Raw genomic sequence first — 25,338 nt, 5'->3', positions numbered from 1 at the left:
AGTTATGGAGTTTGAATTTACTAGAAACACTCTAATGGGTGAATACTATGTGAAATGCAGCATGGGCCATGAGATTGTTGGCCGTTGGCTTCAAGAAGAGATCGGTAAAGATAAGCAAAAATTAGATCATGTGATGGCGTTGATTGAGCAATCTCGACAGAACTTGAGCAATGAAGTGACGTTGCTTGGCAAAGAGATTAGCCTTGCGATTAATGAAGACGAAGTAACGATTCAAGAAAACGTGTTAGCGCATGAGCAAGAGATGGAAGAGGGCAGTGAGTTCGACTTCTATAACTGTGAAAGCCAAGCAAGCTGTGGAATCGACGATTTCGAACTGCTCATCGAACGCTGGATGGATTTTTTAGGTTACTAGTCCTAAGACCTATTTGTTAGTCATTCAGAGCTTTGAAGGCTCCGTTGCCCAAAACTGGAGCAATAAGAGCATCGCGCATTAAGATAGTGAAAAGGCTGCACCATGTTGGTGCGGCCTTTTTCGTTATTACGACCTTATTATCTTCATCTTATTTAAAATCAAGCACTTAACTTTTTGGCACGCTACTTGGATTGTAATAAGAGAATTAACGGATTAAGTAAGAATTTAAGGAACGAATATGAAATTAATAAATGCCATTGTTAAGCCATTCAAATTAGACGATGTACGCGAAGCGCTCTCTGATGTGGGTATTGAAGGTATGACTGTTTCTGAAGTGAAAGGCTTTGGTCGTCAGAAGGGACATACTGAATTGTATCGTGGTGCAGAGTACCAAGTGGATTTCCTACCAAAGGTGAAGCTAGAGATTGCTACCCAAGCTGAGAATGTTGACCGAGTTGTTGAAGCGATTAGCCAAGCGGCACACACCGGAAAAATCGGCGACGGCAAAATTTTTGTGTATGACCTAAGCCAAGCCGTACGAATTCGTACTGGTGAAATGGATGCTGAAGCACTTTAAAGAATTACAAGGACTGGAGACTTTAATATGGAACTTACAACAACAGTAACGGAACTACGTTACGCACTAGACACTTTTTTCTTCCTCATTTCAGGTGCGTTGGTAATGTGGATGGCAGCAGGCTTCGCGATGTTAGAAGCTGGCCTAGTTCGTTCAAAGAACACCACAGAAATTTTAACTAAGAACATCTGTTTGTACGCAATTGCTTGTACTGCTTTCTTAGTGGTTGGTTACAACATCATGTATGTCGACAACGGTGAAGGCGGTTGGTTGCCATCATTTGGTACTCTAATTGGTACACAAGGTGAAGGCGCAGACCACTCTCTAGAATCAGACTTCTTCTTCCAGGTAGTATTCGTTGCAACAGCAATGTCTGTAGTATCTGGTGCGGTTGCTGAGCGTATGAAGCTTTGGTCATTCCTAATCTTCTCTGTAGTACTAACAGCGTTCATTTACCCTGTTGAAGGTTATTGGACTTGGGGCGGTGGTTTCCTATCAGAAGCGGGTTTCAGTGACTTCGCAGGTTCAGGTATCGTACACATGGCTGGTGCAGCAGCAGCGTTAGCTGGTGTTCTACTACTCGGTGCTCGTAAAGGTAAATACGGTAAGAACGGTGAAATCTACCCGATTCCTGGTTCAAACATGCCACTTGCAACGCTAGGTACATTTATCCTTTGGTTCGGTTGGTTCGGTTTCAACGGCGGTTCTCAACTGATGGTTTCGGATTTTGAGAACGCAACAGCAGTAGGTCAAATCTTCCTTAACACCAACGCAGCAGCAGCAGCAGGCGCAATTGCAGCACTACTAGTATGTAAAACAACTTGGGGTAAAGCAGACCTAACAATGATTCTTAACGGCGCGTTAGCTGGCCTAGTAGCAATCACTGCAGACCCTCTATCACCATCACCTCTATTTGCTGTAGCGATTGGTTCGGTATCTGGTGCATTGGTTGTATTCAGCATCATCGCTCTAGATAAAGCTAAGATTGATGATCCAGTAGGTGCTATCTCTGTACACGGTGTATGTGGTTTCTTCGGTCTAATGGCTGTGCCACTAAGCAACGCTGATGCAACGTTTGGTGCTCAGCTAATGGGTGCAGCAGTCATCTTTGCATGGGTATTCGGTGCTAGCCTAGCAGTATGGGCGGTGCTTAAAGCAACAATCGGTATCCGAGTAACGGAAGATGAAGAACTTGAAGGTATGGACATGCACGATTGTGGTGTCGGCGCTTACCCTGAGTTTGTATCAGTAAAATAATCAACAGTCGTCGCCTAATCTGAATGGGTTAGGTTGGACAAAGAAAGCCCCGCACCTCTTGTTGCGGGGCTTTGTTGTATTTACGGTTGCACAATATATAAACACGAACGTTGAAGTTAGGCTCATTGTTTAAGAGGAACGACAAGACACAAAGTTGAAATGGTTTGTTACAAAAGTGAGAGTTTGAATGGTCTGAGTAGACGGATTTTTTGTTGGTCGTCATTGTAATTATGTTAATGATGAATATAATAACGCAACTGATAGACATTATCATTTCGATATAAAGGATTTTACAATGAAGAAACTGCTAACACTTTCAGCTCTAGCGTGTGGTGTAATTGCCCCGACAGCAATGGCTGCGGAAGAAGTAAACGTATACTCTTACCGTCAACCTTTCCTAGTTGAACCAATGTTCAAGGAATTCACAAAAGAGACTGGCATTAAAGTAAACGTTAAGTTTGCTAAAAAAGGTTTAGCAGAAAAGTTAGCTCAAGAAGGCGAATACAGCCCTGCAGACGTAGTGTTAACTGTAGACATCAGTCGTCTATCTGAGCTAACTAAACAAGGTTTAGTTCAGTCTGTTGAAAGCGAAGTTCTTGAAAAGAATATTCCTGCTCAATACCAAGATACAAACAATGAGTGGTTCGCTCTAACAACACGTACACGTAGCGTTTACTCTTCTCGTGACCGTGTTGGTCGTCTAGGTGAGGAGTTTACTTACGAAGATCTAACTAAGCCTGAATTTAAAGGTAAGATCTGTACGCGTAGCGGTAAGCACCCATACAATGTTTCTCTAGTATCTTCGATGATCGCTCACAAAGGTGAAGCTGAAACGAAAGAGTGGCTAGAAGGCGTAAAAGCTAACCTAGCACGCAAGCCTCAAGGTAACGATCGTGCACAAGTTAAAGCGATTAAAGAAGGCCTATGTGATGTTGCTCTTGGTAACAGCTACTACCTAGGCAAGATGGTTAACGATAAAGAGCAAAAAGCTTGGGCTGACGCTGTTTACATTAACTTCCCTAACCAAGAGACAACGGGTACACACGTGAATATCTCTGGTATGGCAATGGCTAAATACTCTCCAAACGAAGAGAATGCCGTTAAGCTAATGGAATTCCTATCGGGTAACACAGCACAAAGCATGTATGCAGAAGTGAACTATGAATACCCAGTGAAAGCTGATGTTAAACCTTCTGAGCTTGTTGCTTCATGGGGTGAATTCAAAGCAGATACAATTTCTCTAGACCAAATTGCTGACCACCACGCAGCAGCAATTAAACTATTAGACGAAGTTAAGTTCGATCTTTAATTTATTACTGTAGGCTTCGGCCCAAGTAAAATGACAACCTCAAGTCGCCATTTTCGGTCACTTGGGGTTGTTTGTTTTGGAAAATCACTTTTTGATACAAAGCTCGCCGTCGATCCCTTGAGTTATTAGCATCTCACCTTGAAGTCATTACAGTATATGGGTATAAATAACCCCACCATTAAAAGGACATGAGATGTATTTGCAAATGCATTTGTGTTTCATTAAGCCTCTTTGTAGTTAGGCGATGAAAGAAAAGAATTATTTATGGAACACCAGTAGCGGCATTATTGCTGTATTACTGGTTTTACCGATCTTAGCGATTTTTACGACGGCTGTTGGAGAAACAGATGAGCTATTTTCTCATCTGATGTCCACAGTAATGCCCACCTATGCTTACAATACGGTGGTTTTAGTCATGGGAACCTTATTCCTGTCTTTGGTTTTTGGTATTCCGTCTGCTTGGATTATGGCAATGTGCCGTGTTCCGGGAGAGCGGGTTTTGCAATGGGCGCTAGTACTGCCATTAGCAATGCCAGGCTATATTGTTGGGTATATATTCACCGATTGGTTCGACTTTGCTGGGCCTGTTCAAGTTCTACTGCGAGATCTTACTGGGTGGGGACCCGGTGAGTATTGGTTCCCGGATATTAGAACCTTATCTGGTGCTATTATTGTTCTGTCTCTCGTTCTCTATCCTTATGTTTACTTGCTGTGCCGCGCCGCATTTATGGAGCAAAACGTCTCCTTACTGCAATCCGCTCGGTTGCTAAAATGCTCACCTTGGGAAAGCTTTCGTCGTATCTCGTTGCCACTTGTTCGCCCATCAATGGCGGTAGGTCTATCGCTTGTTGCGATGGAAACTATCGGTGATTTTGGTACCGTGAGTTACTTTGCAGTCAACACTTTAACGACAGCGGTTTACGATACCTGGTTAGGTTATTCAAGTTTAACGGCTGCTGCGAAAATATCGGCAATTATGCTAGTTATCGTGATCTTGCTGTTGAGTTCAGAGCGCTACAGTCGTCGTAAACAGAAACTGTTCCAGAATCAATTCAGCAGTCGTGAAGACTTTCGTTACGACCTATCCGGTTGGAAGAAGTGGTTGGCACTGTTTTGGTGCTGGGGATTAGTGTGCGTTGCATTCTTATTCCCTCTGGGTCAGTTGATGATCTATGCCTACAAATACTTTGCACAAAGTTGGACGCCTGAATTCAGAGAGTATGCTGTTAACAGTCTTTATGTGTCAGTAATCGCGGCGATTATTGGCGTTATCATTGCGATGATTGTGAACTTTAATCAACGTGTCAGCCCGAGTAAGAAAAATCAGGCTTACATGCGTATTGCTTCGATGGGCTATGCTGTTCCAGGCACTGTGTTGGCGATTGGTGTGATGGTGCCTGTGTTGTTCATGGATCACTTAGTCAATGATATTGCCAAAGTGATGGAGTGGGGACGTCCGGGGCTGATTTTCTCTGGTTCCATGTTTGCGCTTATCTTTGCAATGGTGGTGCGTTTTTCTGCAGTGGCGATTGGCAGTATTGAAAGTAGCTTGAGTAAAGTATCTCCTTCATTGGATATGGCTTCTAAAACCATGGGTTGCAATACCAACCAGATGTTACGTCGTGTTCATTTACCTTTGATTAAACGCGGCGCGCTGATCGCCGGTTTACTGGTGTTTATCGAATCAATGAAAGAGCTAAATGCGGCATTGCTGCTGCGTCCTTTCAACTTCGAAACATTAGCGACCTATGTTTATAACTATGCCTCAGATGAGCACCTCGAATTGGCGGCGATGCCTGCTGTATTACTGGTGTTAGTAGGTTTAATTCCTCTGATCATCGTAAACCGTTCTTTGGAGCAGAAACACTAATGAGTTGTGCATTATCAATTAAAGATCTGACTTGTAAGTATGAGTCGCAAACCATCTTGGAAGCGCTCTCGTTAGAAGTTGAGCATGGTGAAATTGTTTGTCTTCTTGGTGCAAGTGGTTGCGGGAAAACCACCTTACTGAAGGCGATTGCTGGCCTGCTTCCATTGAGTAGTGGCGTAATGAGTTTAAACTGTCAAACCATCGATGATGGCGATAATTGGTTGCCACCGGAGCAACGAAATATCGGTATGATTTTCCAAGACTACGCTCTGTTCCCGCACTTGACGGTCAACCAGAACGTTGGCTTTGGACTAAAAGAACTCTCAGAGCAGCAAAAGAAAGACAAAGTTCAAGAGATGCTGGAGCTGGTTCACTTAGGTGAGTTCGGTGACCGCTACCCACATCAACTTTCAGGTGGTCAACAGCAGCGTGTCGCTATTGCTCGTTCTTTGGCGTACAAGCCAGACTTGCTACTGTTAGATGAACCATTCTCAAACATCGATACTCAGGTTCGTCATGAGCTGATTTCTCAGATTCGCAAGATTTTTAAGAAGCAGGGTGTTACAGCTATCTTCGTAACTCACAGTCGCGAAGAGGCATTTGCTTTTGCAGATAAGATGGCTGTGATGAACCATGGTGTGATTGAACAGTATGGTTCGGCATCTGAGTTGTATTTCCACCCTTCGAGTAAGTTCGTTGCTGATTTCTTGGGTGGCGGTAGCTACTTAAAGGCACAGCGTATTTCGGAGCATGAATTTGAAACCAGTTTGGGTATGGTTGAAGCCAAACCGCAAACGGAGATTGAGTTCGGCAATACATGTGAGCTTCTGCTAAGGCCCCAGCATATCCAAGCAAGTTACGAGCAAGATAGTGCTATTTCGGTGCTAGAACAGCAATTTATGGGTGATCACTGTCGTTATGTAATCGAAGCGCATGGTCAGAAGTTATTATCGACCTCTTCTGAAGCGCTTGAAGTCGGTATGCCAGTAACTGTGAAAGTAGACACCAAAGGCGTGCTTGCGTTCTAACTCAGTTTAGTCGCTAGCTAGACTCAGTAAATCTTACTCGGCTAAGTAATAGAAGTTCGCTATAAAAAAGCCCAGCACTTTAATTAAAGTACTGGGCAAGAGTTCTTCACCTATAGGCTTTAACAAGGCAGTGATTTGTTAAACCCCATCCAAAACTGCTGCACTCTATAGGCCTATAGAGAGAGGAAGTCTTTCACTTTCTGAAGAACACGTTCTGCTGTCTCTTTATCTTCCATTTCTGCGAAGATTCGTAGTAACGGCTCTGTTCCTGAGAAGCGAGCAATCACCCAGCCGCCATTCTTGAAGTACACCTTAGCACCATCTTCATAGTTGACTTTTTCAATTTCGTACTCAAATTCAGGCAGTTGTTTCTCTACGTAGATCTTAGTGTAGAGTGCTTCTTTCTCTGAAGGCTTAAACTTGCAGTCGCCTTCAGCGGTGTAGGCATAGCCGTATTTGGAATAGATCTCATCAAGCAGTTCAGACAGCTTTTTGCCCGTCACGCTGATCATTTCAACCAGCAAGCTAGAAGCAAATACGCCGTCTTTACCTTTGATGTGACCACGAATGGTTAAACCACCTGAGCTTTCTCCACCAATCAGTGAGTCATCGGCTTCCATTTGCGAGCTGATATGTTTAAAGCCTACCGGAACCTCAAAGCTCTTCTCGCCGTGATCAGCCGCCACTTTATCTAGCAGGTGTGTGGTTGCGATGTTACGCACGACAGAGCCCTTCCAACCTTTGTATTCCAGTAAGTAGTAGTAAAGCAGCAATAACACTTCGTTAGGATGAATGAAGTGACCTTTCTCATCTATAATGCCTAAGCGGTCGGCATCGCCATCGGTACCGATACCGATGTCATAACCTTCAGCGGCTACTAAGTGCTTCAAGCGATACAGCGTTGCGGCATTTGGCGATGGCATCAAGCCACCAAAATCTGGGTTTTTACCATCGTTGATTACGTCGACATCACAGCGACCGTTGATCAGAACCGTTTGTAGAGCATTTTTTGCTACACCAAACATAGGATCAATCAGTACGCGTAGGTTGGCTTTCTTGATCGAATCGATATCAATAAAGTTGATGATCGAATCCACAAAGTCGTTCATCGGATTGATGATCTCGATCTCTTTGTCATTTAACGCTTGTTCGAAATCGACACGGATAACGTCTTCGTTAGTTAGGGTTGCGATTTGCTGTTCGATCTTCTCGGTGATGATCTCGTCAGCATCACGACCACCTTCAATGAACACCTTGATACCGTTGTAGTCTGCTGGGTTGTGAGAAGCGGTAATACACGCTGAGTAGGTACACCCCATCTCTTTTGCTTGGAACATCACGATAGGTGTTGGAACGAATTTATCAATGAAGCTTACTTTGATGTTATTCGCTGCAAGTACTTCTGCAAACCAACATGCCGCTTTATCTGAAAGGAAACGACGGTCATAACCGATCACAAAACCATTCTTGGCTGCATCTTCGTTGTTAATGATGTTAGCGAGCGCTTGCGCTACTAAGCGAACGTTCTCTCTGGTGAACTCTTCACCAATGAAAGCGCGCCAGCCACCTGTACCAAATTTAATCATTAGAAAATCCTTTTAGTCTCATTGTCTCAAGCCTGTAAAGACTTGAGACAAGAGCTGTTCGTTAAATTGAGTGACTAGCCTAGAACAACGACAACGTCGTTCACGCTGCCTTCTGCTTGTACTGGGATTGCACCTTCAACTGACTCACCATTGATAGTGATAGAAGCAACGCCTTTGCTTACTGCATTCGGGTTTTGCACCGTGATGTTGTAAGTTGCGCCACGCCATTGGCGAGTAACCTCGAACTCTGGCCAATCAGTCGGGATACATGGATCAACCGTTAGGCCTTCAAAGCCGGTACGAACACCAAGAATGAAGTTAGTTACCGCGAAGTAAGCCCAACCAGAAGTACCCGTTAACCAAGGGTGGTTTGCACGGCCGTGGTCTTGGTGGTCTTTACCCATGATGAACTGCACGTACGAGTATGGTTCTGCGTAACGTGTTTCAATCATGTCGTTTTGGTTGTACGGGTTCAGTGCGTCGTAGAATTTCATAGCACGGTCACCACGACCTAGTTTCGCTTCTGCTACCCAAGCCCATGGGTTAGGGTGAGAGAAGATTGCACCGTTCTCTTTTACACCTTGGTAAACGCGAGTTACGAAGCCGATATCATCGTTTGGTGTTGCGAATGAAGGAGAGTTTAGGTGTAGGCCGTATTCAGAGAAAAGGTTCTCATCAACAGCGTCCATCGCTTTCTCGCCACGTTCTTGAGAAACAGCACCAGATAAAACCGCGAGCGTGTTTGACTCAAGGTGCACACGACCTTCAGCTTGTTGAGCGGTACCGATCTTGTCGCCATTTTTAGTCAGACCACGGATGTACCAGCCACCCTCGTCATCCCAAAGGTGCGTTTCACACGCCTCGCGAACGTTAGCAGCCATTTCAGTGTATTTCGCAACATCAGCATCGTTATTACGGAACTTAGCAAGATCTAGGAATTCTTGTAGCGCCCAGAAGTGTAGGAATGAAACCATTGAAGATTCACCACCACCTAGGTTCAAACAGTCATTCCAGTCAGCTCGAAGACCTTTACAGATACCCGTTTGACCCACGTATTCAGCAGAGAAGTTCAGTGCCGCTTTCATGTGTTCATAAACTGTCGCCTCGCCACCGTCTGCGTATGGAATCACTTCATCGAAGAAGTCGTGCTCACCGGTTTCCATTACGTATTTGATAATGGTCGGAACGATCCATAGGTGGTCATCAGAACATGTGTCTTCAATGCCGTGGATCTTGTCGTCATCTGACGGTGTTGGAACAACAGTTGGTGATTTTGAAGGCTCAACGTCGGCTTTCTCTGGATCGAACCAGTCAGGATCGAACAAGTGTAGACCGTAGCCCGCTTTCACTTGGCCGCGAAGCAGGTCGATAATACGTTTCTTGGTCATTTGTGGGTTGGCATGGGGTACTGAAATAGCATCTTGAGCCGTATCACGGTAACCAAGACCAGTACGACCGCCAACTTCGATGAATGATGCAAAGCGTGACCAAACCACACAGGTTTCCGCTTGGTATAGCGTCCACGTGTTGATCATTGTGTCTAAGCCTTCGTTTGGCGACTTAACTTGGAATTTGTTGCAACGCTCGTCCCAGTGATCTTTGATGCCTTGGAAAGCGGCGTCTACGTTTGCTGTGTCTTGGTACTTCTCACGTAGGCGTTCACCGTTGCCTTTACCGATACCGAGTACATACGCAAAGCGAACTTCTTCACCGGGTTGAATCGTAAATTGCTTGTGCAGAGAACCACAATGGTTGTAACAAGTTTGAGCGCTGTTAGAACACTTACCGTTTTCAACCGCAATTGGATTTGCTTCATCACGGTACATACCAAGGAAGTTATCACGTTGGCCATCGTAGCTGTCTGGTGAGAAAGTTGAAGCTAGGTAGTAGAAGCCTTCAAAGTCGTTAGTGTTGTAGTACAGGTCGTATTCCAGAACACCTTCTTGGTAAGACGTGCCCGCAGAGTACAAAGACATCTGATGGTTTTGATTGTCTGATTGAATATGGCTGAAAGAGAACTCAACAAACGAGAAAGTGCTGATAGTACGTGGCTTGTCAGTGTTGTTCTTTAATATAACGTCCCAAACTTCTGCATCTTCACCCTTAGGTACGAATAGCGTCTTGGTTGCGGTAATGCCGCTGTATTCACATTTGAATTTTGAGTATGACAGGCCGTGACGAACTTCGTAGTTCGCTTCATCTAGGCTCTTTGCCACTGGTTGCCAAGAGATAGACCAGTAATCACCCGTCTCATCATCACGCAGGTAAACATAGTGTCCTGGGCGGTCAAAGGTGCCGTTTGGACGGAACTTAGTAACACGGTTGTATTCCGGAGAATTGTAGAACGAGTAACCGCCCGCATTGTGCGAAATCACGGTACAAAACTTTTCAGTACCTAGGTAGTTTGTCCAAGGTGCTGGTACATCAGGGCGAGTGATGACGTATTCGCGATTGTCGTTATCGAAATAGCCGTATTTCATTGTCATTTCCTTTTTAACAAACTGCATCTATGCAGCTAATTTTTAAATAGTGATGCTGAGTCTTATCTGACTGAGCACCTTAATTTGAGTTAGCAAGCGCTCGATGTGAGTGTTGCTTTGGTTTTGTTTTATTGAGCTTTCCAAGGGTTGCGATAGTCAACATTGAGTCTGTCGAGTAGCGGCAAGTGACCCTTTAGGCGAGACAGGTAATCTAGCCAGTTTCGGTTGTTTTTATGTGTCCAACATCCTTCAGCTAAAGCGCTAATTCTTGGAAATACCATGTAATCCATACGCTTTTGGTTGGTGACGATCTCACACCATAGAGCACACTGAATTCCGCGGATCCGCTTACGAATTGGGTCGGTGTCGGATATCTCAGCAAGCGCTTCGTAGGTATAAGCTTGTTCTAATGGGATAACGGCAGCCCAATCTACGCCCGGCTCTTCCGGTGCATAATCTTGGGTCATGTCGAGATAGGTAAATTGTGCAGGTTGCAATACCACATCAAAGCCTTGGCGAGCGCAGTTCACAGCCGCTTCTTCACTGAGCCATGAATAGATGATGGTCTCTTTGCTCACCTTGTCGCCGTGCTGAGCTTCTTCCCAGCCCACCATGCGTTTGCCGAGTTGCTTAAGCTTATTCTCGGCATAGCGGAATAGGTGACCTTGCAAATCTTTGCTGTCTTGGTATTGATGTTCTTTCATCAGCGCTTGAGCTGCAGGGCTGTTAGTCCATACGCCCGGTGGTACTTCGTCTGCGCCCATGTGAATCAATTCGCTAGGGAATAGCTCTGCGACTTCTTCAATAACCGCATCTAAGAACTGGTAAGTGCCCGGTAAACCTGGATTTAACACATTGTCGTTGTAGTGCTGAATGCTCTTGTATTGAGTAGTGTCTGCTTGCTCTACCAACATATCAGGCAGTGATTTGATTGCTGCACGGCAGTGTCCCGGGATATCGATCTCAGGGATAACCGTGATGCTGCGTTGTTCTGCGTATTCAATCACTTCGCGAATCTGTTGCTGGGTGTAGAAGCCGCCGTAGTTTTCAGCAATATGGGTATATTGTGGCTCTAATGCATGGTCAGGACCTCGCCAAGCACCGATTTCAGTGAGTTGAGGTAGGCTCTTTATCTCGATCCTCCAACCTTCATCATCGGTTAGGTGCCAATGAAAAACGTTGAATTTGTAGTGCGCCAACTGGTTGATTAAACGTTTCACTTGCTCCACCGAGTGGAAGTGACGTGCACAGTCCAACATCATGCCGCGGTATTTGAAACGAGGTTGGTCGGCGATTTTGCAACATGGCACAGAGAAGCGTTCAGCATTTTGTTGTTGAACTAATTGGATTAAGCTAGCTACTGCATGAGTGAAGCCTGATTGACTGCCTGATTCTACGACCACTTGTTGAGTTGTGATTGTTAGCTTGTACTCGGCTTCATCTAAAGTTGGGTTGCTACGAAGTAGAATGTCTCCGCTCGCTTCTGGTGAGAGTTCTGTTGAAATCGCTAGCTCGAACGTAATCAGTAACTCTTGTTGTAACCAAGCGCTGGCCTTCTCTGCAAGGTGAGATTGAACCTCAATTTTGCATTTACTATTTAACGCGAAGCTACCTTGCTTAAGTTCGAACTGATTCGGCTGAGGAATTAATGCCACCTCAGCAGCGTTCACTTCAGGTATCTGATTGCGTTCACGGTATGGTGACGCCAGAACAATAGGTGATATCGCGACTGGCAGCACCGAGGTTTCGCCTTGGTGATGCGTTTGGATAAAGGCATCGTTTAGACCGTCAGAATAAAAACGGAATGGGGCGCTTTGAATGCTGAATTCAAGGTAGTAATGGTTGTTCGCCTTTAACACTGACGAACTTGGTTTGAACGAACAAAAGCTTCCAACTTGAGTCAGTTCACCTTGCGATAAACTTTCTGGAAGGATGAATCGATCAAATGCAAAGTGCAGAGACCAATCTTTTACGTCGAGGTCACTTAAGTTATGTACCGTAAGGCCAAATCGGCAGTTATTTTTTTGTTCAGAAAGAACAGCTAAGTCGATGCGATAATTCATATAACTTCCCTGCTAAGCCTGTTGATACAAGTTGTGTTGTGGTTTTCCGGCAAACATCAATGCGCCTTCAATAGCGTCGAATTGAGGTTTAACGATCCATTGTTGTACTGGTGGTGATAGCCAGTTGAGAATACGCTCAGCGATACTTCCCATTAAGCACACCTTGTCAGCGCCATTTCGATGCAGTGCTAAGACAAACATTTCGATATCAGCCGCGGTTTGCTTGAGCATATCGATAGCCAGTTCGTCACCTTCGTTAGCGAGTTGAAAAATAACTGGTGAGAATTGACCGTAATCCTTTGGAATAGCACCTTTTGACCATTCGACAATGGCATCCACATCATTATTAAAGTGATTCATCACATGTAGAGTCAGCGGGGTTTTGTTGCGAATACCGTCTTCTGCAAGCAAGACTTGTTGAATCAAACGTAAGCCCATGACTGCGCCGCCGCCTTGATCTGAAATCGGAAATTCACGACCGCCAACCACATATTGCTCACCGTCTTTTAGGAAGATACCGCAAGAACCCGTACCACCGATCATGATTGCGCCGTCTTGGCCATTGTGAGCACCAATGCAAGCGCCATAAGCGTCGGTATTTAGTGTCATGCTTGCGAAAGGGTGTGGTTGAGCCATGAAGTCGAACCATGCTGATTTTTGCTCAGCGCCAGCCAGCGCTAGGCCAACATGCATATTTGAAAAATGGTCTGAGTTGAGTTGCCCTTGTTGTGCCGCTTTTGTGATGGCATCAATAATTGAGCTCATCGCAACATCAACACCCAAAAGGATGTTGCCACTGCCACTTTTCGCTTCACCAATCAGTTTGCCTTGAGCGTCACGAATACGAGCACGACAAGAAGTACCACCACCATCAATACCGACGTAGTAAAGAGTCATTATTATTTCTCCTTACGCTGAGCTAAGAAGTTGAACTGTGCAGCGGTTGCTAATAAGAACCACGCACCATGAGGGATCCATTGCTCACCCCAGCGCCAGTTTTGAAGCATGTCATCTTTTTGTGCTGGTGGATTGAACGCAATGTCTTGTTCATCTTCAAAACCAGCTGTGATGCCATTACAGATACCGCCTTTCGCATTGAAGAACCCAAGCTGAGGTAGGTAGTCTGGGTTGTTATGGCCATGACCATCGAGCATGCACATGTGGTATGGGTTGAGGCCCAAGATCCAATCAAGGCTATTTTGTGAAAGCTGGATTAAGCGATCTTGAAGTTCGCTATCTTTAATGTGCGGTTGAACTAGGTAAGCCATGGTTGCGAGTGAGCCAAGGCGTGCGTTCTCGCCTTGCCACCAGTAACCGGTTTCGTTCTGTTGAGCGACGAAGAAGGCATCACGTTTATCACCATCGACAGATTTAACGTATTGTCTTGGATAGCCAAATGGGTTGGTGACTTTGTCGGTGATGTTGATTTCGAACTGACAAGCTTGTTCAACAACTGTGCGCGCCTGTTCTTTTAATTCAGCATCGGTTTCATTGTCGATGTATTCACATAGTGCAATCACAGGAAGACCGGCTTCAGCTGCGTGAAAGTATGGACGAGAGCCATCAGAGTTTGCCGACCAGAAGTGCTCAAATGAATCATCGGATTGCTGACGAGAGATTAAACGAGTCGCCCAAGTTCTTGCTTCTGATAGGTATTGCTGGTCTTGTGTTACGCGATACAGCTCATTGGCTGCGAGTAGGGCGCAATACTCATCGATGATGTTCTCTTCACCATCGTTTAGATACTGGAGGTTGTACTCTTTTAGATGCCAGTAACCCTTAACCGCCATTTCAAGGTATGTGTGGCTCGAGTAGCTGCCAGAGATTTCAAGCTCAGAAGCTGCGGCTAATGCTGCGATAGCAACACCTGCACCTTGTCGGTAGCCCGCTTGTAAGTCCGTTGATTTATGACCTTCTTGAGTCGCATAAGCGCAGATATCGCGTTGGTTGATATCTTTGCTCCATTTGTCGAATACCGTCATATAGAAGTATCCGTCAGCGTCTTGCATACGCACTAAGAAGTCGGCACCGAACAGAGCCTCTTCCGTTAGACGAGTCATGGAGAATTTCGGGAAGTCTGGGTTATGGCCAGTCAAGCGTACGCTTTTTAGCATGTTCCAAACGACCATCGGAATTTGTTGTGGGTTTAGGTAGTTACCATAAGACAGGTGGCTAAAATATTTACTGACATCACCTGATGCGTCATACCATCCACCGTGGACATCGACGTATCGGTCGGTACCTAGAATTTGTGCTTGTCGATCTTTTTTGTCGAAAATACCGCCACAGCGTTGTGACTTAAAGTAATGAAGCACATCAGAAAACGTGTGGTTCATTAATAGGTTGCTACCAATCTCAAATACTTCTGAACGCAGGTTGTCAAAACGTAGGTAGTAGCGACCAGATTCAGTGACTGAACTGAAATCAATAGTGAAGAATTGCCCTTGATGCCAATTTGCTACGCGGCCTTGTTTAACCACATCAAAATTTCCGACAGTCATATGGTTGTCAGCACAGACGAGTAGAGCCGTAGTGCTTGATAGGCGAGCTTTCTTAGTTTGTAGGATAGCTTGCTTCGGGCCTGTGGACTCATAGCCAATATGGTTGGTCAATAACAGCATCAATATTCTCCGACAGTCCTAGTTTCTATTGGCTAGGTACTTGAATGTTTTGGATATAAATAGTTAGGGTCCGAAGACCCTAACTTGGGTTTTATTGCTTAGCTTTCGTGTAGGTAACAGCGCACAAAGTGGTTATCAGCGAGCTGCGTAACCCCTGGTAGCTGCTCTTTGCACTTATCCATTGCGTGAGTACATCGGCCTGCAAATGGGCAGCCTGCTGATACTGGTGTCCACAGAGGAATCTCACCTTTGTTGCCTGCAAGTTGTTCATGGATCGATTTCTTAGGATCTGGAACCGCTGAAACCAGTAGCTGGGTATAAGGGTGCTGAGGGTTAGCAATAACGTCATCGGTATCCCCCCATTCCACCATGTGTCCCACGTACATTACCGATAGGTCTTCCGCGATATAACGAGCGGTTGCGATATCGTGCGTGATGTAAAGCAGAGACATTTGCTTCTCAAACTTCATCTCTTCCATTAGGTTCAAAACACCTGCACGGATTGATACATCTAACATTGAGGTTGGTTCGTCCGCTAGAACGACCTCTGCACCTACCGCGATGTTACGAGCTAGGTTGACACGTTGACGCTGACCACCAGAGAGTTGGTGAGGGTATTTTTGCGCCGTCTCTTTTGGTGGGATTAAGCCCACTTGCTCCAAAAGATCGTAAACGCGTTCTTCTAACTCTTTCTTGTTACCCGGAGATACTTTCTTGTGGATCAACAGCGGTCGAGCAATGTGGTGGAAGATATTGTGCGTTGGGTTCAAAGAACCAAACGGGTCTTGCCATACCATCTGCACGCCTTCACGGTAGTGCATAAGATCTTTTCTGCTTGAGATCTCTTGGATATCACGACCTTTGTATTCGATCGTGCCGCCTGAAGGTGCGTACATTTTTGCGATCATTTTTGCGGTTGTTGACTTGCCTGAACCAGACTCACCAACCACTGCTAGGCCGCGGCTTTTGTACATTTTGAATGACACGTCGTTAATCGCACGCATCATTGGGGTTTGAATTGTGGTACTGCTTATTGGGAAGTCTTTTACGACATTCTTGCCTTCAACCAATAATTGACCGAAATCTTTGCTCATAATTGTCTCCAGAATCCTTATTCGCTTTGCTTGTTTTTAGGTGGTCGAGCCGCCTTGTTCGTTATTCACGCTGAGTTAGCGTGCAAGCTATAGCTTCCTTTGTACTATTGGGTCACCGTACAGGTGGCAGTTAGACAAATGTCCCGGGTCGATAGAACGCAGCTTGGTTGGTACCTTGGTACAGGTTTCATGTACACGGTCACAACGAGCTTGGAAACGACACCCTTCAGGGATCTCTAACAGGTTCAGAGGGTTACCCGGAATACCTGCTAACTTTGTCTTTGGCCCTGTCAGTGGAGGGAAAGAATTTCCCAGCCCTTTGGTGTAAGGGTGGTAAGGGTTTTCTAGAATATCTTGAGAGTTAGCCACTTCGATTAGCTCACCTGAGTACATGATGCCGATGCGGTCAGAGAACTCGACCATCAATGACAAGTCATGGGTGATGAACAGAATTGAGAAGCCAAATTCTTCTTTTAGTGCATAGATCTTTTGTAGGATTTCGCGTTGCACAACCACATCAAGTGCGGTTGTCGGCTCATCCATAATGATCAGCTTTGGATTCAGTGCTAACGCGATAGCAATAACCAAGCGCTGACGCATGCCGCCAGAGAATTGGTGAGGATAGTCACTCAATCGGCTCGGGTGAATATCGACGATTTCAAGTAGACCTTCAGCACGCTGCTTAGCTTGCTCGCGAGTCATGTTGGTGTGACGCATGATTACGTCACAGAACTGCTCTTCCATCGGTAGTACTGGGTTGAGTGCGTTCATCGCGCTCTGGAATACCATCGACATCTCACTCCAACGGAACGACTGCATACGGTCATCACTGTATTCAAGGATGTTCTCACCGTTGAAGATAACCTCACCACCACTGATGTAAGCGGGCGGCTTATGAAGACGCATAAGAGAGAAAGCGACCGTTGATTTACCACAGCCAGATTCACCAGCTAGGCCGAAGACTTCACCTGGAGCGATGTCGAAACTTACGTTGTTACACGCACGAACATCGCCAGACTCTGTGATGTAATCCACGCATAAGTTGCGGATAGAAATTAGTGGTTCAGACATGATTATTTATCTCCGCTCCAAAGTGCATTTTGTGGTGGTAGTTCTGGTTCACGTTCTTCTTTGTCTTGAGCTGCTAGTTTCTTCCAACGCTTCATGCCTTTGTGAGAACGCAGTTGCGGGTTAGCAATTTCATCGACCGCGAAGTTAAGTAGAGCAAGGCCAGTTACAAGTAGTGTCAGTGCGATACAAGGAGCCAGCAGTTCCCACCAAGCGCCAATCAGCATTGATGAAGAGGTTTGAACGTTGTAAAGCATGATGCCCCAGCTGATTGTGTTCGGGTCACCAAGACCTAGGAACGAGATGGTTGCTTCCATCATGATTGCGTACATCACCGAACCGATGAAGCTTGCGCCAACGATAGAGATAAGGTTTGGCAGAATCTCTACGAAGATGATGCGGAATGAAGATTCACCCAAAACTTCAGCGGCTTTTACAAACTCTTTTTCACGCAGTGCTAAGGTTTGGGAGCGAACAACACGGGCACCCCAAGCCCAAGACATAAAGCCGATAACCAAGGTTATGGTGAGTGGCCCTGCCTCACCGATAAAGGCTGCTACTACGAACAGTAATGGGTATTGAGGGATTACCAGCATGATGTTCATTGCGGCTGTTAGAACGTCATCGACACGGCCACCGAAGTAACCTGCAGAAACACCAATAACAGTTGCGAGTAAACATACGGTTAGACCCGCACCAAAACCTACAGCAAGAGATACGCGTGCGCCGTATACCACTTGAGACCAAACGTCACGACCCATACGAGTTGTACCTAGTACGTGGTCTGCCTTTTTAGACATGATCAATGTACGACGGTCGTCTGCTAGATTTTGAGCAACCCAGCCATCAGGGTTAGTTTGTGCAGACTTCACCACGAAACCAGGATATTCGTGTGGGTTACCTGTACGCTTGTCTGGTACATGTTTGGTGATTAATGGAGCTGCAATCGCGCCAAGAATAAAAATACTTAGGATGATGACGCCTGTTAGGGCCATCGGGTTACGCCAAATGAGTTTTAGAAAGTCTTTCATGATTATTTACCACCCTTACGAAGACGAGGGTCAAGAACAACGTAAAGCATGTCTGCAACTAGGTTAAAGAACAGCATGAATAGCGTCATGATAAGCAGCTGACCTTGCAGTACTTGGTAGTCACGAGCGTTAATTGCGTTGAAAAGTACGCTGCCAAGACCCGGGTAGTTAAAGATGATTTCGATAATTAACTGACCACCGATTGCCATACCTAGCGACATTGAAAGGGCTGTCACACTAGGTAGCATCGCGTTACGAGCTGCGTAGTTGAATACCACTCGGTTTTCGCTCAGGCCTTTGCCTTTCGCCATGGTGATGTAGTCTTCGGCTAGTAGGTTGATCATGTTGTTACGCATGTTTACTAGGAAGCCACCAATTTGAACAACAGAAGCACAGAACAGTGGTAAGAAGGCGTGGTAAGCGACATCTTTAATGAATGCCCAGCTTGTCCAATCAGGTATAGTACCAGCGGTGTAGGCATACCCTGTTGGGAACCACTTCAAGCCAATTGCAAAGGTAAATAGTGCAATCATCGCGATAACAACTTGAGGAACGGCTTGTAGAATCAGCATCCCTGGCGTTACGAAGGCATCGTACTTACTGCCGCGTTTCCACGCTGCGAAAATACCTAGGATTGAACCAATCGAGAAAGAAAGAATAACTGCGGTGCCGGCTAAGAAAAGCGACCAACCGAATGCTCCACCCAACAGTGTGTTTACAGAAAGTGGGTAGAATTGAATTGATGTACCAAGTTCCCAGCTAAGAATGTTCTTCATGTACGCCACGTATTGAACTAAGTAGCCACCATCAACGAAGCCTAATAGTTCTTTCATTGCAGCAATACGCTCTGGAGTAACTTGTACAGAAGCGTTCGCAAACATCATGGTAACTGGGTCACCAGGCATTGCTCTTGGAATAATAAAGTTTAACGTCGCAGCAACTAATAGCGCGACAAAATAAAATGACAAACGTCTTAAAAAATAACCCATAACTCACACCTTACTCACCCAGATTGTTTCCCTGTTTCTGGATTCAGGTCGCTCCTAGCGAAATTTGGAACGAAAAATCCCCTGACGACTAGCGCCATACTTTCAATTGAGAGTGTGGGGATTTTTATAAGCGGCGTAAGAGGTTACGCCGCAAGGATTGAACGATTACTTATTGAACTGGTTTTAGGTCCAGTACATGAAGTAGACGCTCTGGAATACCAGCCCAAATGTTTGGACGGCCTTTTGGATTTTCTTCGTTCCACCAACCAGTGAAGCGAGTTGTGTTGTATTGGTACATGTAAGCACCAGACATCACAGGGATTGTCACTTGGTCTGCAGCGATGATTTGCTGGATACCGTGTGCAATATCTAGCTGTTCGTTCTTATCAGCTGTTTTGTAGAAGCTGTTTAGAAGACCATCTAGCTTGTCGTTTTTGTAGAAGTGCATTGCGAAACGAGGCATACCATCACCAGATTGTAGTGATGAGTTGTAAGCACTGTTCCAGTACGTGTATGGATCCGCACCGTGGAAGTAGTTTGTGTATGCTACGTCGTATGTACCTTCAAGCATTGCTTGGTTGTAAACAGAGAAGTCAGGTGTACGAGCTTTTGCTTTAATACCGATTTCGTTTAGCTGTTCTACCGCTAGTTGAACTGTGTTGTTGAAGTCAGTCCAGCCGTTTGGCGATTGAATCATTAGTTCGAAAGACTTGCCTGATGGAGTGTCAACAAAACCATCTTTGTTTACATCTTTGAAGCCAGCGTCAGCAAGAAGCTTCTTCGCGCCTTCAGCGTTGTAAGTGTTGAAGCCTTTGTACTTGTCATGAGTTTTTTCATCAGACCAAGCTTCAAACGCGTAGCCAAGACCAGATGCGAAGTCGTTCACTGTACCGCCACCGTAGAATGCGATGTCGATGATAGTTTGACGGTCAAGCGCCATAGAGAAGGCACGACGGAATTCAACGTTGCTCAATGCTTCATGCTTCGCAGCATCTGGGTGCTTGAAGTTAACAACGAATGCTTGCGTACCTGCCGGCGGGTACCAGTAGTGGTGTTTAGGGCTAGCTGCCGCGTACGTACGGTCGATATCTGGAACGAAAGAAGACGTCCAGTCCATTTCACTGTTTACAACTTTACCTAGGAATTGGTCGTTGTTAGCAATTTGTGGAACACGTAGACAGTCAACGTCTAGGTTGCCTGCATCCCAGTAGTTCGGGTTTGCACACTGGATGTATAGTTGCGCTGTAAACGTATCGATTTCTGTAAATGGACCAGAACCTACCGGGTTTTCATTGGTAAACGTTGATGGATCTTTAACGTCTTTCCAGATGTGCTTAGGTACTACAGGTACTTTAGCAATCTCGTAAGGTACGTTTGAGTTTGCTTCTGTTAGGTTGAACTTAACTTGGTTGTCGTTTAGTTTTTCTACAGAAGTTACCCAAGAGTTGATACCAGATTGGTCAAGCTCTGGCTTCTCTTTTACAAGGTTGAAAGAAAAAACAACATCATCAGCAGAGAAAGTTTCTCCGTCTGACCATTTAACACCCTTACGAATGTCGAAAACAACGCTCATCAGATCATCTGACATTTTGAAGTTTTCAGCTAGACGGAACACAGGAGTGTTACCGTGCATTTCGTTAAATACTACTAGCGGCTCGTATAGGAAGTCAGTTGTAGTATGAAGGTTAGTAGCACCAAGGTACGGGTTAAAGTTACGTACGAAGGTAGTGTACTCTTTCGGGTGAATAGTCAGTTCGCTGCGTTCTGCAGCTGTTGCTACTGATGCAAAACCTGTCGTAGCAGTTGCAATAATTGCTGTTGCTAGTGCTGTTTTTTTTATATTGGCAAGCATAGCTGTTCCTTACTATTTGCTTTCATTTCACTAATGGATTGAATGTTATCTATCGCTAATTGGTTAGTAGATACACACTCTGGTTAAAGGCCTACCTCTTCTTCGTTGCTCCAGATTCATCGCTGTTTCTGAGAAGTGGTAAGAGTGGCCTGTAGGCCTTTGGCAGGAGTAAGAAAACACCTTATCGATGAATTAATCAAACTCGTTTCCCGTCAAAAACGTTAAAAACAGATAACCTCACGTCATTAACGTCAAAATAGGGCGCTCTGGTGGTTTTTTGTACGCAATTGTTAAAGTGATGTGACTCGCATTTGGTTTTGAGGTTCTTGCAGGTTGTAAGTGACCACTAACTTTAAAGGCTTTTTATTATAATGCCTGACCCTACGTTGGTATAATTGTAGATCTCGGTCACTTGCCAGTTTTACGTTAAATTTCCCTAGAAAATTAAATCTGCCGTTCTGTTGTGACTCGCTTCTCAAACTGCAACAAAGAGTCAGATAACGGTCAGATATGATTGAGAATAGAACGAAAAGTACTGACGGTTACGAGCTCACACTGTACGTGATTGGCGTGAATTCTTCCTTGTTTAAGGGCGTAAAAAAAGTGCGTTGCAAGCGATGGGATTCTACTTTTTGTGATTATAAGGCGTACAAAAAAGCCCACGCTAGGTGGGCTCCATTATTCAAAGTATCGTGATGTTGGTTCAGGGATTAACTGGTCAGTAGTTTCTGAAGTTTATCTCTTAGCATCTCAATATGGGTTCTTTCTGGCGTCTGTTCTTTACAGTGTTCCAGTATGAATTCGATTGAGCTCAGTACCGTTCGCCAGCGAGGGGTTTTCGGTAGGGTTTCTACGCGTAGGTATTTGTCTAGCGTTCGAGTTTGCAGCGTACTGCGGTCTAAGTAGACGCGCCACAAGCCACTCTTCTCGGCGAAAGCGAACTTGGTTTCACCAGTCACCGATTCCCAGTAGATGATGGCATTAGTCATCGCATCGACCAGTACCTCACGCATTAACTCTTGCTTGTTTTTACCTTCACCGGTTGCCTTGTCAGCAAGACGAGTAAATTCTCCGCCAAGCTCTTTCAGCTGTTGTAACTTATCTTTGTCGCCTTCAAAGGCATAACTAGAGAGAGCCTCAACCGCCGTTTCAAGGTTATTGATTCGGTTTGAGTTAACACCACCACCGACATTAAAGATATACATGGTGTCGAGCCCTGAGCCTTCAGGTAGCTTAAGGATGTCACTCGGTATGCGCTGACGTGTGTCATCTATATAGATATCAATGTCACCGCAGTAGTGGGCTTGCTCCACTTTAAGGTATTTAGGCGCAATGATTTCGTCAGCCATTGAGCGTTTAAGTTGTTCTTGTCCGCGTCTGAATAGCTTCGCCGCCGCTTCGTTAGCAAAGCGAATACGTTGGTCATCACGAATACAGATAATGGCTTCAGGTGCCGATTCTAGTTGCTCTAATAAGCGGCCTTGAGTTTCTAACAAGTTAGCCTCAACCATCGCTCTATGTTTGAGCTCGAGTTGCAGTTGGTCGTTTTCAAGGCGTCTCTGTTCAGCTTTACTTGCTGATAGATGCGCTGTTATTCGAGCCGCTAATTCTTGTTTGTTGAACGGTTTAGACAAGTAGTCATTGGCACCCGCTTCGAAACCTCGAACACGGTCTTCTGCTTGGTTGAGGGCTGTTAGCATGATGATTGGCAACTGAGCATGGTCATACTGTTTACGCAGTGCTTCACAAACCTGATAGCCGCTCATTCCTGGCATCATGATGTCGAGTAGAAGCAGCTCTGGCTTCTCTTTCTCAATCAGTTCAATGGTTTCAGGGCCATCACATGCAGTACGTACTCGATAACCTTCTAACTTCAAGAAGCTGTCTAATACTCGCAGGTTAACCGGCTCATCATCGGCGATAACCAATAACGGGCCATCTGGGTTTTCACTGATAACACTATTTTCTTGTTGGCTGTTATCAATTAAATCAGGCGCTTGGAAGTGCGAGTAGTGACCTGATTCGTTGTAACTGTCTAACTCATCTTGAGTAGCTAGGGGCAGGGTAAAGCTAAACGTAGTGCCGAGCATTGGTTGGCTACTAACGTACAGTGAACCGCCCATTAGCTCGATCAACTGACGACTGATCGATAATCCAAGCCCTGCACCTTGGCGGTAGTTACTCGCATCTTGGCCTGCTTGAATCAATGGCTCAAAGATGTGCTCAAGGTACTCGGCCGGTATACCTTGGCCAGTATCGACAACTTGTACACGAATGTTGTCATCGATAACGCTGGCAGAGATAACAATTTTACCTTCTGAGGTGTACTTGATGGCATTGCCGACCAAGTTATACATCACTTGCTCAAGTCGTTGAGGATCCGATGAAACCAGACCTAAATCACTTGGGACTTGGTTAATAATACGGATTGGCTTATTGCCCAATAGGTGATGAGACAACTCTAGGACCAAGCTGGTGGCTGCCGACAAATCAACGGCTGATTTCTTAATATCTAAGCTGCCATAGCGCATCTTGTGATAATCAAGCAGATCATCAACCAAGGTCGCCAATCTCTGACCGCTATTGATGATGATATCCAACTGATATTTCTGATTAGCAGGAATAGGGCCGTTAGCTCCAGATATCAACGCTTCAGCGATACCCACCATGCCATGCAGTGGTGTTCTCAATTCATGTGAAGTAGTCGCTAAGAACTCATCTTTGAGTTTATTTGCCAGTTGTAACTCTTCGTTTTGCTTTTGAATGGTCTTAAGGTTGTCCTCAAGCTCATCGTTTTGGCTTTTGATGAGCTGCATTTTTTCACGAATAGATCGCTGCATTCTTTCGAAGCTCACCGCGAGTCGGCCTATCTCATCTTTGCGCTCGGTATTAATCATGGTTTCATCGAGATCACCCGCCGATACTTTTTCGGCAGCCCACGTCAGTTTAAGCAGTGGGGATGTGATGAAGTTAGACAGATAGTGCGATGCAACGACTACCAGAATGATCGCCGTTAGCATCACGATCACGAAGATCTTTTCTAACTGATGAATACGGGCAAACGCCTCTTTCTCTGGCAGCTCTACGACAAGAGCCCATGTTGCGTATTTCAGCTCAATTGGCGTATATGCCGCGATGATCGCTTGATCTAGGGTGTTGTCGAAGGTGCCAACCGCTGTTTCGCCAGCCAATGCTTTATCGACAACATCTAGGCTCAAGTTGATAGATTCTTGTGAATGAGCAAGGCTACGCGGCAGGTGATCATCACCTACAAGCAGCGTTTGAATATTCGAACTCTTGTTGAGATCCGCAATCAACTTAGTAATGCCGTTGATTGGTAGCCTAAACATCGCGTAACTGTGTAGGTAGCCTTGTTGAACGATAGGTGCGCCTAGCCATGCGGTCTGTTTGCCATTCTCGTCTTTAAAGTCAGAAACGATAACCGGCGTGTAATCTTCGTTAGATTTGCGTCGGTCGGTTACGTCTTTGGCTAGTCGTTGAAAGGTAATACCTAGGTTGGAGTCCTTGTATTTTCCTGTCAGCAGATTGGTGCCGTAATCGTCATTTTTAAAGACGGAATAAGCGACGTTACCGTTGATATCAACTAAGAGAATATCGTCAAAATCAGAGCGTTTAAGCAGTTCTAGGTAAGCATTATGGTAGCGCTTGTGGAGCAGGCGATAACGCTCGCTGCCAATAAAGCTGCTGGATTCAGGGAGGATCGACGTTTTGATTTGATCGCCAGAGCCTTGAATATAGCGCTGCTGTGCATTACTGCGTGCCTCGTCAATATCTAACCCCAATCGTTGAAATGCATTGATCAAACCATAAAATCGCCCGCCACTGGCATTGGCCAATTCTGAGCGAACAAAGCCCATCACTTGGGATTCTTGAGCTTGTAGGTAATCGACAATTTGCTGCTGCTTAGTATCACGAACCGAAACAAGGTGTGAGGTGCTTTGTTCCTGGAGATCCTGACTGTGCGATTGGAGGAAAAATATCGCGATAAGTGTCACAGGGGTAATACTGAGGACAAGAAATGCCAGCATTAGGGTATTTTGAAGGCGCTTAAACTTCTGCTTACGATAGAATCTAAACATAAATTGGGTACTACTTTCCTTTGATGTACTGCTAAAAGGG

Annotated in this window: 17 protein-coding genes; 6 read left to right on the top strand and 11 right to left on the bottom strand. The window is 45.3% G+C overall.

Annotation, left to right across the window (positions count from 1 at the left end):
* The first annotated feature begins 4 nt into the window (after positions 1-4).
* From AB4583_RS09345 to AB4583_RS09320, 6 genes are all read left to right on the top strand, one after another.
* Positions 5-373 carry a YacL family protein gene (locus tag AB4583_RS09345; RefSeq protein WP_372117116.1) on the top strand — a complete coding sequence of 123 codons (369 nt, stop codon included), beginning with the start codon at positions 5-7 and terminating at the stop codon, positions 371-373.
* Positions 374-611: 238 nt separating this feature from the next.
* A complete protein-coding gene (glnK, locus tag AB4583_RS09340) occupies positions 612-950 on the top strand; it encodes a P-II family nitrogen regulator (protein WP_004738200.1) in 339 nt (112 codons plus the stop codon).
* Positions 951-977: 27 nt separating this feature from the next.
* Entirely contained in the window at positions 978-2,207 is a 1,230-nt protein-coding gene (locus tag AB4583_RS09335; protein WP_017059420.1) for an ammonium transporter, read from the top strand.
* Between the two features lie 295 nt (positions 2,208-2,502).
* Entirely contained in the window at positions 2,503-3,516 is a 1,014-nt protein-coding gene (locus AB4583_RS09330) for a Fe(3+) ABC transporter substrate-binding protein (RefSeq protein WP_017068889.1), read from the top strand.
* Positions 3,517-3,760: 244 nt separating this feature from the next.
* Positions 3,761-5,386, top strand: a complete 1,626-nt coding sequence (locus AB4583_RS09325; protein ID WP_017068890.1) for an iron ABC transporter permease — start codon at positions 3,761-3,763, stop codon at positions 5,384-5,386.
* Positions 5,386-6,414 carry an ABC transporter ATP-binding protein gene (locus AB4583_RS09320; RefSeq protein ID WP_017068891.1) on the top strand — a complete coding sequence of 343 codons (1,029 nt, stop codon included), beginning with the start codon at positions 5,386-5,388 and terminating at the stop codon, positions 6,412-6,414. The genes AB4583_RS09325 and AB4583_RS09320 overlap by 1 nt, the downstream gene beginning before the upstream one ends.
* A gap of 173 nt (positions 6,415-6,587) precedes the next feature.
* Here the strand turns inward: AB4583_RS09320 and AB4583_RS09315 are convergent, their stop codons facing one another.
* The 11 genes from AB4583_RS09315 to AB4583_RS09265 form a co-directional block, all read right to left on the bottom strand.
* Positions 6,588-8,000, bottom strand: coding sequence for a phosphoglucomutase/phosphomannomutase family protein (locus AB4583_RS09315; protein ID WP_017068892.1), 1,413 nt, complete (start codon positions 7,998-8,000; stop codon positions 6,588-6,590).
* A gap of 74 nt (positions 8,001-8,074) precedes the next feature.
* Positions 8,075-10,480 (bottom strand): GH36-type glycosyl hydrolase domain-containing protein, encoded by a 2,406-nt coding sequence (locus AB4583_RS09310; RefSeq protein WP_372050859.1) that lies wholly within the window; start codon positions 10,478-10,480, stop codon positions 8,075-8,077.
* 128 nt (positions 10,481-10,608) lie between these two features.
* Positions 10,609-12,543, bottom strand: a complete 1,935-nt coding sequence (locus AB4583_RS09305) for a beta-N-acetylhexosaminidase (protein WP_372117113.1) — start codon at positions 12,541-12,543, stop codon at positions 10,609-10,611.
* Positions 12,544-12,555: 12 nt separating this feature from the next.
* The gene (locus AB4583_RS09300; protein WP_372111964.1) at positions 12,556-13,440 is read right to left on the bottom strand and encodes a BadF/BadG/BcrA/BcrD ATPase family protein; all 885 of its coding nucleotides are present in this window, start codon (positions 13,438-13,440) and stop codon (positions 12,556-12,558) included.
* 2 nt (positions 13,441-13,442) lie between these two features.
* Positions 13,443-15,164, bottom strand: a complete 1,722-nt coding sequence (locus AB4583_RS09295) for a glycoside hydrolase family 9 protein (protein ID WP_372117110.1) — start codon at positions 15,162-15,164, stop codon at positions 13,443-13,445.
* A gap of 98 nt (positions 15,165-15,262) precedes the next feature.
* Positions 15,263-16,258, bottom strand: coding sequence for an ABC transporter ATP-binding protein (locus AB4583_RS09290; RefSeq protein WP_060982642.1), 996 nt, complete (start codon positions 16,256-16,258; stop codon positions 15,263-15,265).
* 87 nt (positions 16,259-16,345) lie between these two features.
* Positions 16,346-17,329 carry an ABC transporter ATP-binding protein gene (locus tag AB4583_RS09285; protein WP_372117108.1) on the bottom strand — a complete coding sequence of 328 codons (984 nt, stop codon included), beginning with the start codon at positions 17,327-17,329 and terminating at the stop codon, positions 16,346-16,348.
* A gap of 2 nt (positions 17,330-17,331) precedes the next feature.
* Positions 17,332-18,357, bottom strand: a complete 1,026-nt coding sequence (locus tag AB4583_RS09280) for an ABC transporter permease (RefSeq protein WP_017056648.1) — start codon at positions 18,355-18,357, stop codon at positions 17,332-17,334.
* 2 nt (positions 18,358-18,359) lie between these two features.
* On the bottom strand, positions 18,360-19,346 hold the full coding sequence (locus AB4583_RS09275; RefSeq protein WP_017059409.1) for an ABC transporter permease: 987 nt from the start codon (positions 19,344-19,346) through the stop codon (positions 18,360-18,362).
* Between the two features lie 169 nt (positions 19,347-19,515).
* Entirely contained in the window at positions 19,516-21,198 is a 1,683-nt protein-coding gene (locus tag AB4583_RS09270) for an ABC transporter substrate-binding protein (RefSeq protein ID WP_372117106.1), read from the bottom strand.
* A 710-nt stretch (positions 21,199-21,908) separates the two neighbouring features.
* Positions 21,909-25,298 (bottom strand): response regulator, encoded by a 3,390-nt coding sequence (locus tag AB4583_RS09265; RefSeq protein ID WP_017063266.1) that lies wholly within the window; start codon positions 25,296-25,298, stop codon positions 21,909-21,911.
* Positions 25,299-25,338 lie beyond the last annotated feature (40 nt).

The organism is Vibrio sp. 10N.222.49.C12 (assembly GCF_041475025.1).
GTDB classification, from domain to species: domain Bacteria; phylum Pseudomonadota; class Gammaproteobacteria; order Enterobacterales; family Vibrionaceae; genus Vibrio; species Vibrio crassostreae_C.
The sequence above is the reverse complement of the archived record's forward strand: the minus strand, read 5'-3'. Positions and strand labels throughout refer to the sequence as shown.

What these genes read in the sequence shown, in the direction of transcription:
- AB4583_RS09345 (WP_372117116.1), top strand. Translation starts at nt 5, where the DNA reads ATGGAGTTTGAATTTACTAGAAACACTCTAATGGGTGAATACTATGTG.
- glnK (WP_004738200.1), top strand. Translation starts at nt 612, where the DNA reads ATGAAATTAATAAATGCCATTGTTAAGCCATTCAAATTAGACGATGTA.
- AB4583_RS09335 (WP_017059420.1), top strand. Translation starts at nt 978, where the DNA reads ATGGAACTTACAACAACAGTAACGGAACTACGTTACGCACTAGACACT.
- AB4583_RS09330 (WP_017068889.1), top strand. Translation starts at nt 2,503, where the DNA reads ATGAAGAAACTGCTAACACTTTCAGCTCTAGCGTGTGGTGTAATTGCC.
- AB4583_RS09325 (WP_017068890.1), top strand. Translation starts at nt 3,761, where the DNA reads ATGAAAGAAAAGAATTATTTATGGAACACCAGTAGCGGCATTATTGCT.
- AB4583_RS09320 (WP_017068891.1), top strand. Translation starts at nt 5,386, where the DNA reads ATGAGTTGTGCATTATCAATTAAAGATCTGACTTGTAAGTATGAGTCG.
- AB4583_RS09315 (WP_017068892.1), bottom strand. Translation starts at nt 8,000, where the DNA reads ATGATTAAATTTGGTACAGGTGGCTGGCGCGCTTTCATTGGTGAAGAG.
- AB4583_RS09310 (WP_372050859.1), bottom strand. Translation starts at nt 10,480, where the DNA reads ATGAAATACGGCTATTTCGATAACGACAATCGCGAATACGTCATCACT.
- AB4583_RS09305 (WP_372117113.1), bottom strand. Translation starts at nt 12,543, where the DNA reads ATGAATTATCGCATCGACTTAGCTGTTCTTTCTGAACAAAAAAATAAC.
- AB4583_RS09300 (WP_372111964.1), bottom strand. Translation starts at nt 13,440, where the DNA reads ATGACTCTTTACTACGTCGGTATTGATGGTGGTGGTACTTCTTGTCGT.
- AB4583_RS09295 (WP_372117110.1), bottom strand. Translation starts at nt 15,164, where the DNA reads ATGCTGTTATTGACCAACCATATTGGCTATGAGTCCACAGGCCCGAAG.
- AB4583_RS09290 (WP_060982642.1), bottom strand. Translation starts at nt 16,258, where the DNA reads ATGAGCAAAGATTTCGGTCAATTATTGGTTGAAGGCAAGAATGTCGTA.
- AB4583_RS09285 (WP_372117108.1), bottom strand. Translation starts at nt 17,329, where the DNA reads ATGTCTGAACCACTAATTTCTATCCGCAACTTATGCGTGGATTACATC.
- AB4583_RS09280 (WP_017056648.1), bottom strand. Translation starts at nt 18,357, where the DNA reads ATGAAAGACTTTCTAAAACTCATTTGGCGTAACCCGATGGCCCTAACA.
- AB4583_RS09275 (WP_017059409.1), bottom strand. Translation starts at nt 19,346, where the DNA reads ATGGGTTATTTTTTAAGACGTTTGTCATTTTATTTTGTCGCGCTATTA.
- AB4583_RS09270 (WP_372117106.1), bottom strand. Translation starts at nt 21,198, where the DNA reads ATGCTTGCCAATATAAAAAAAACAGCACTAGCAACAGCAATTATTGCA.
- AB4583_RS09265 (WP_017063266.1), bottom strand. Translation starts at nt 25,298, where the DNA reads ATGTTTAGATTCTATCGTAAGCAGAAGTTTAAGCGCCTTCAAAATACC.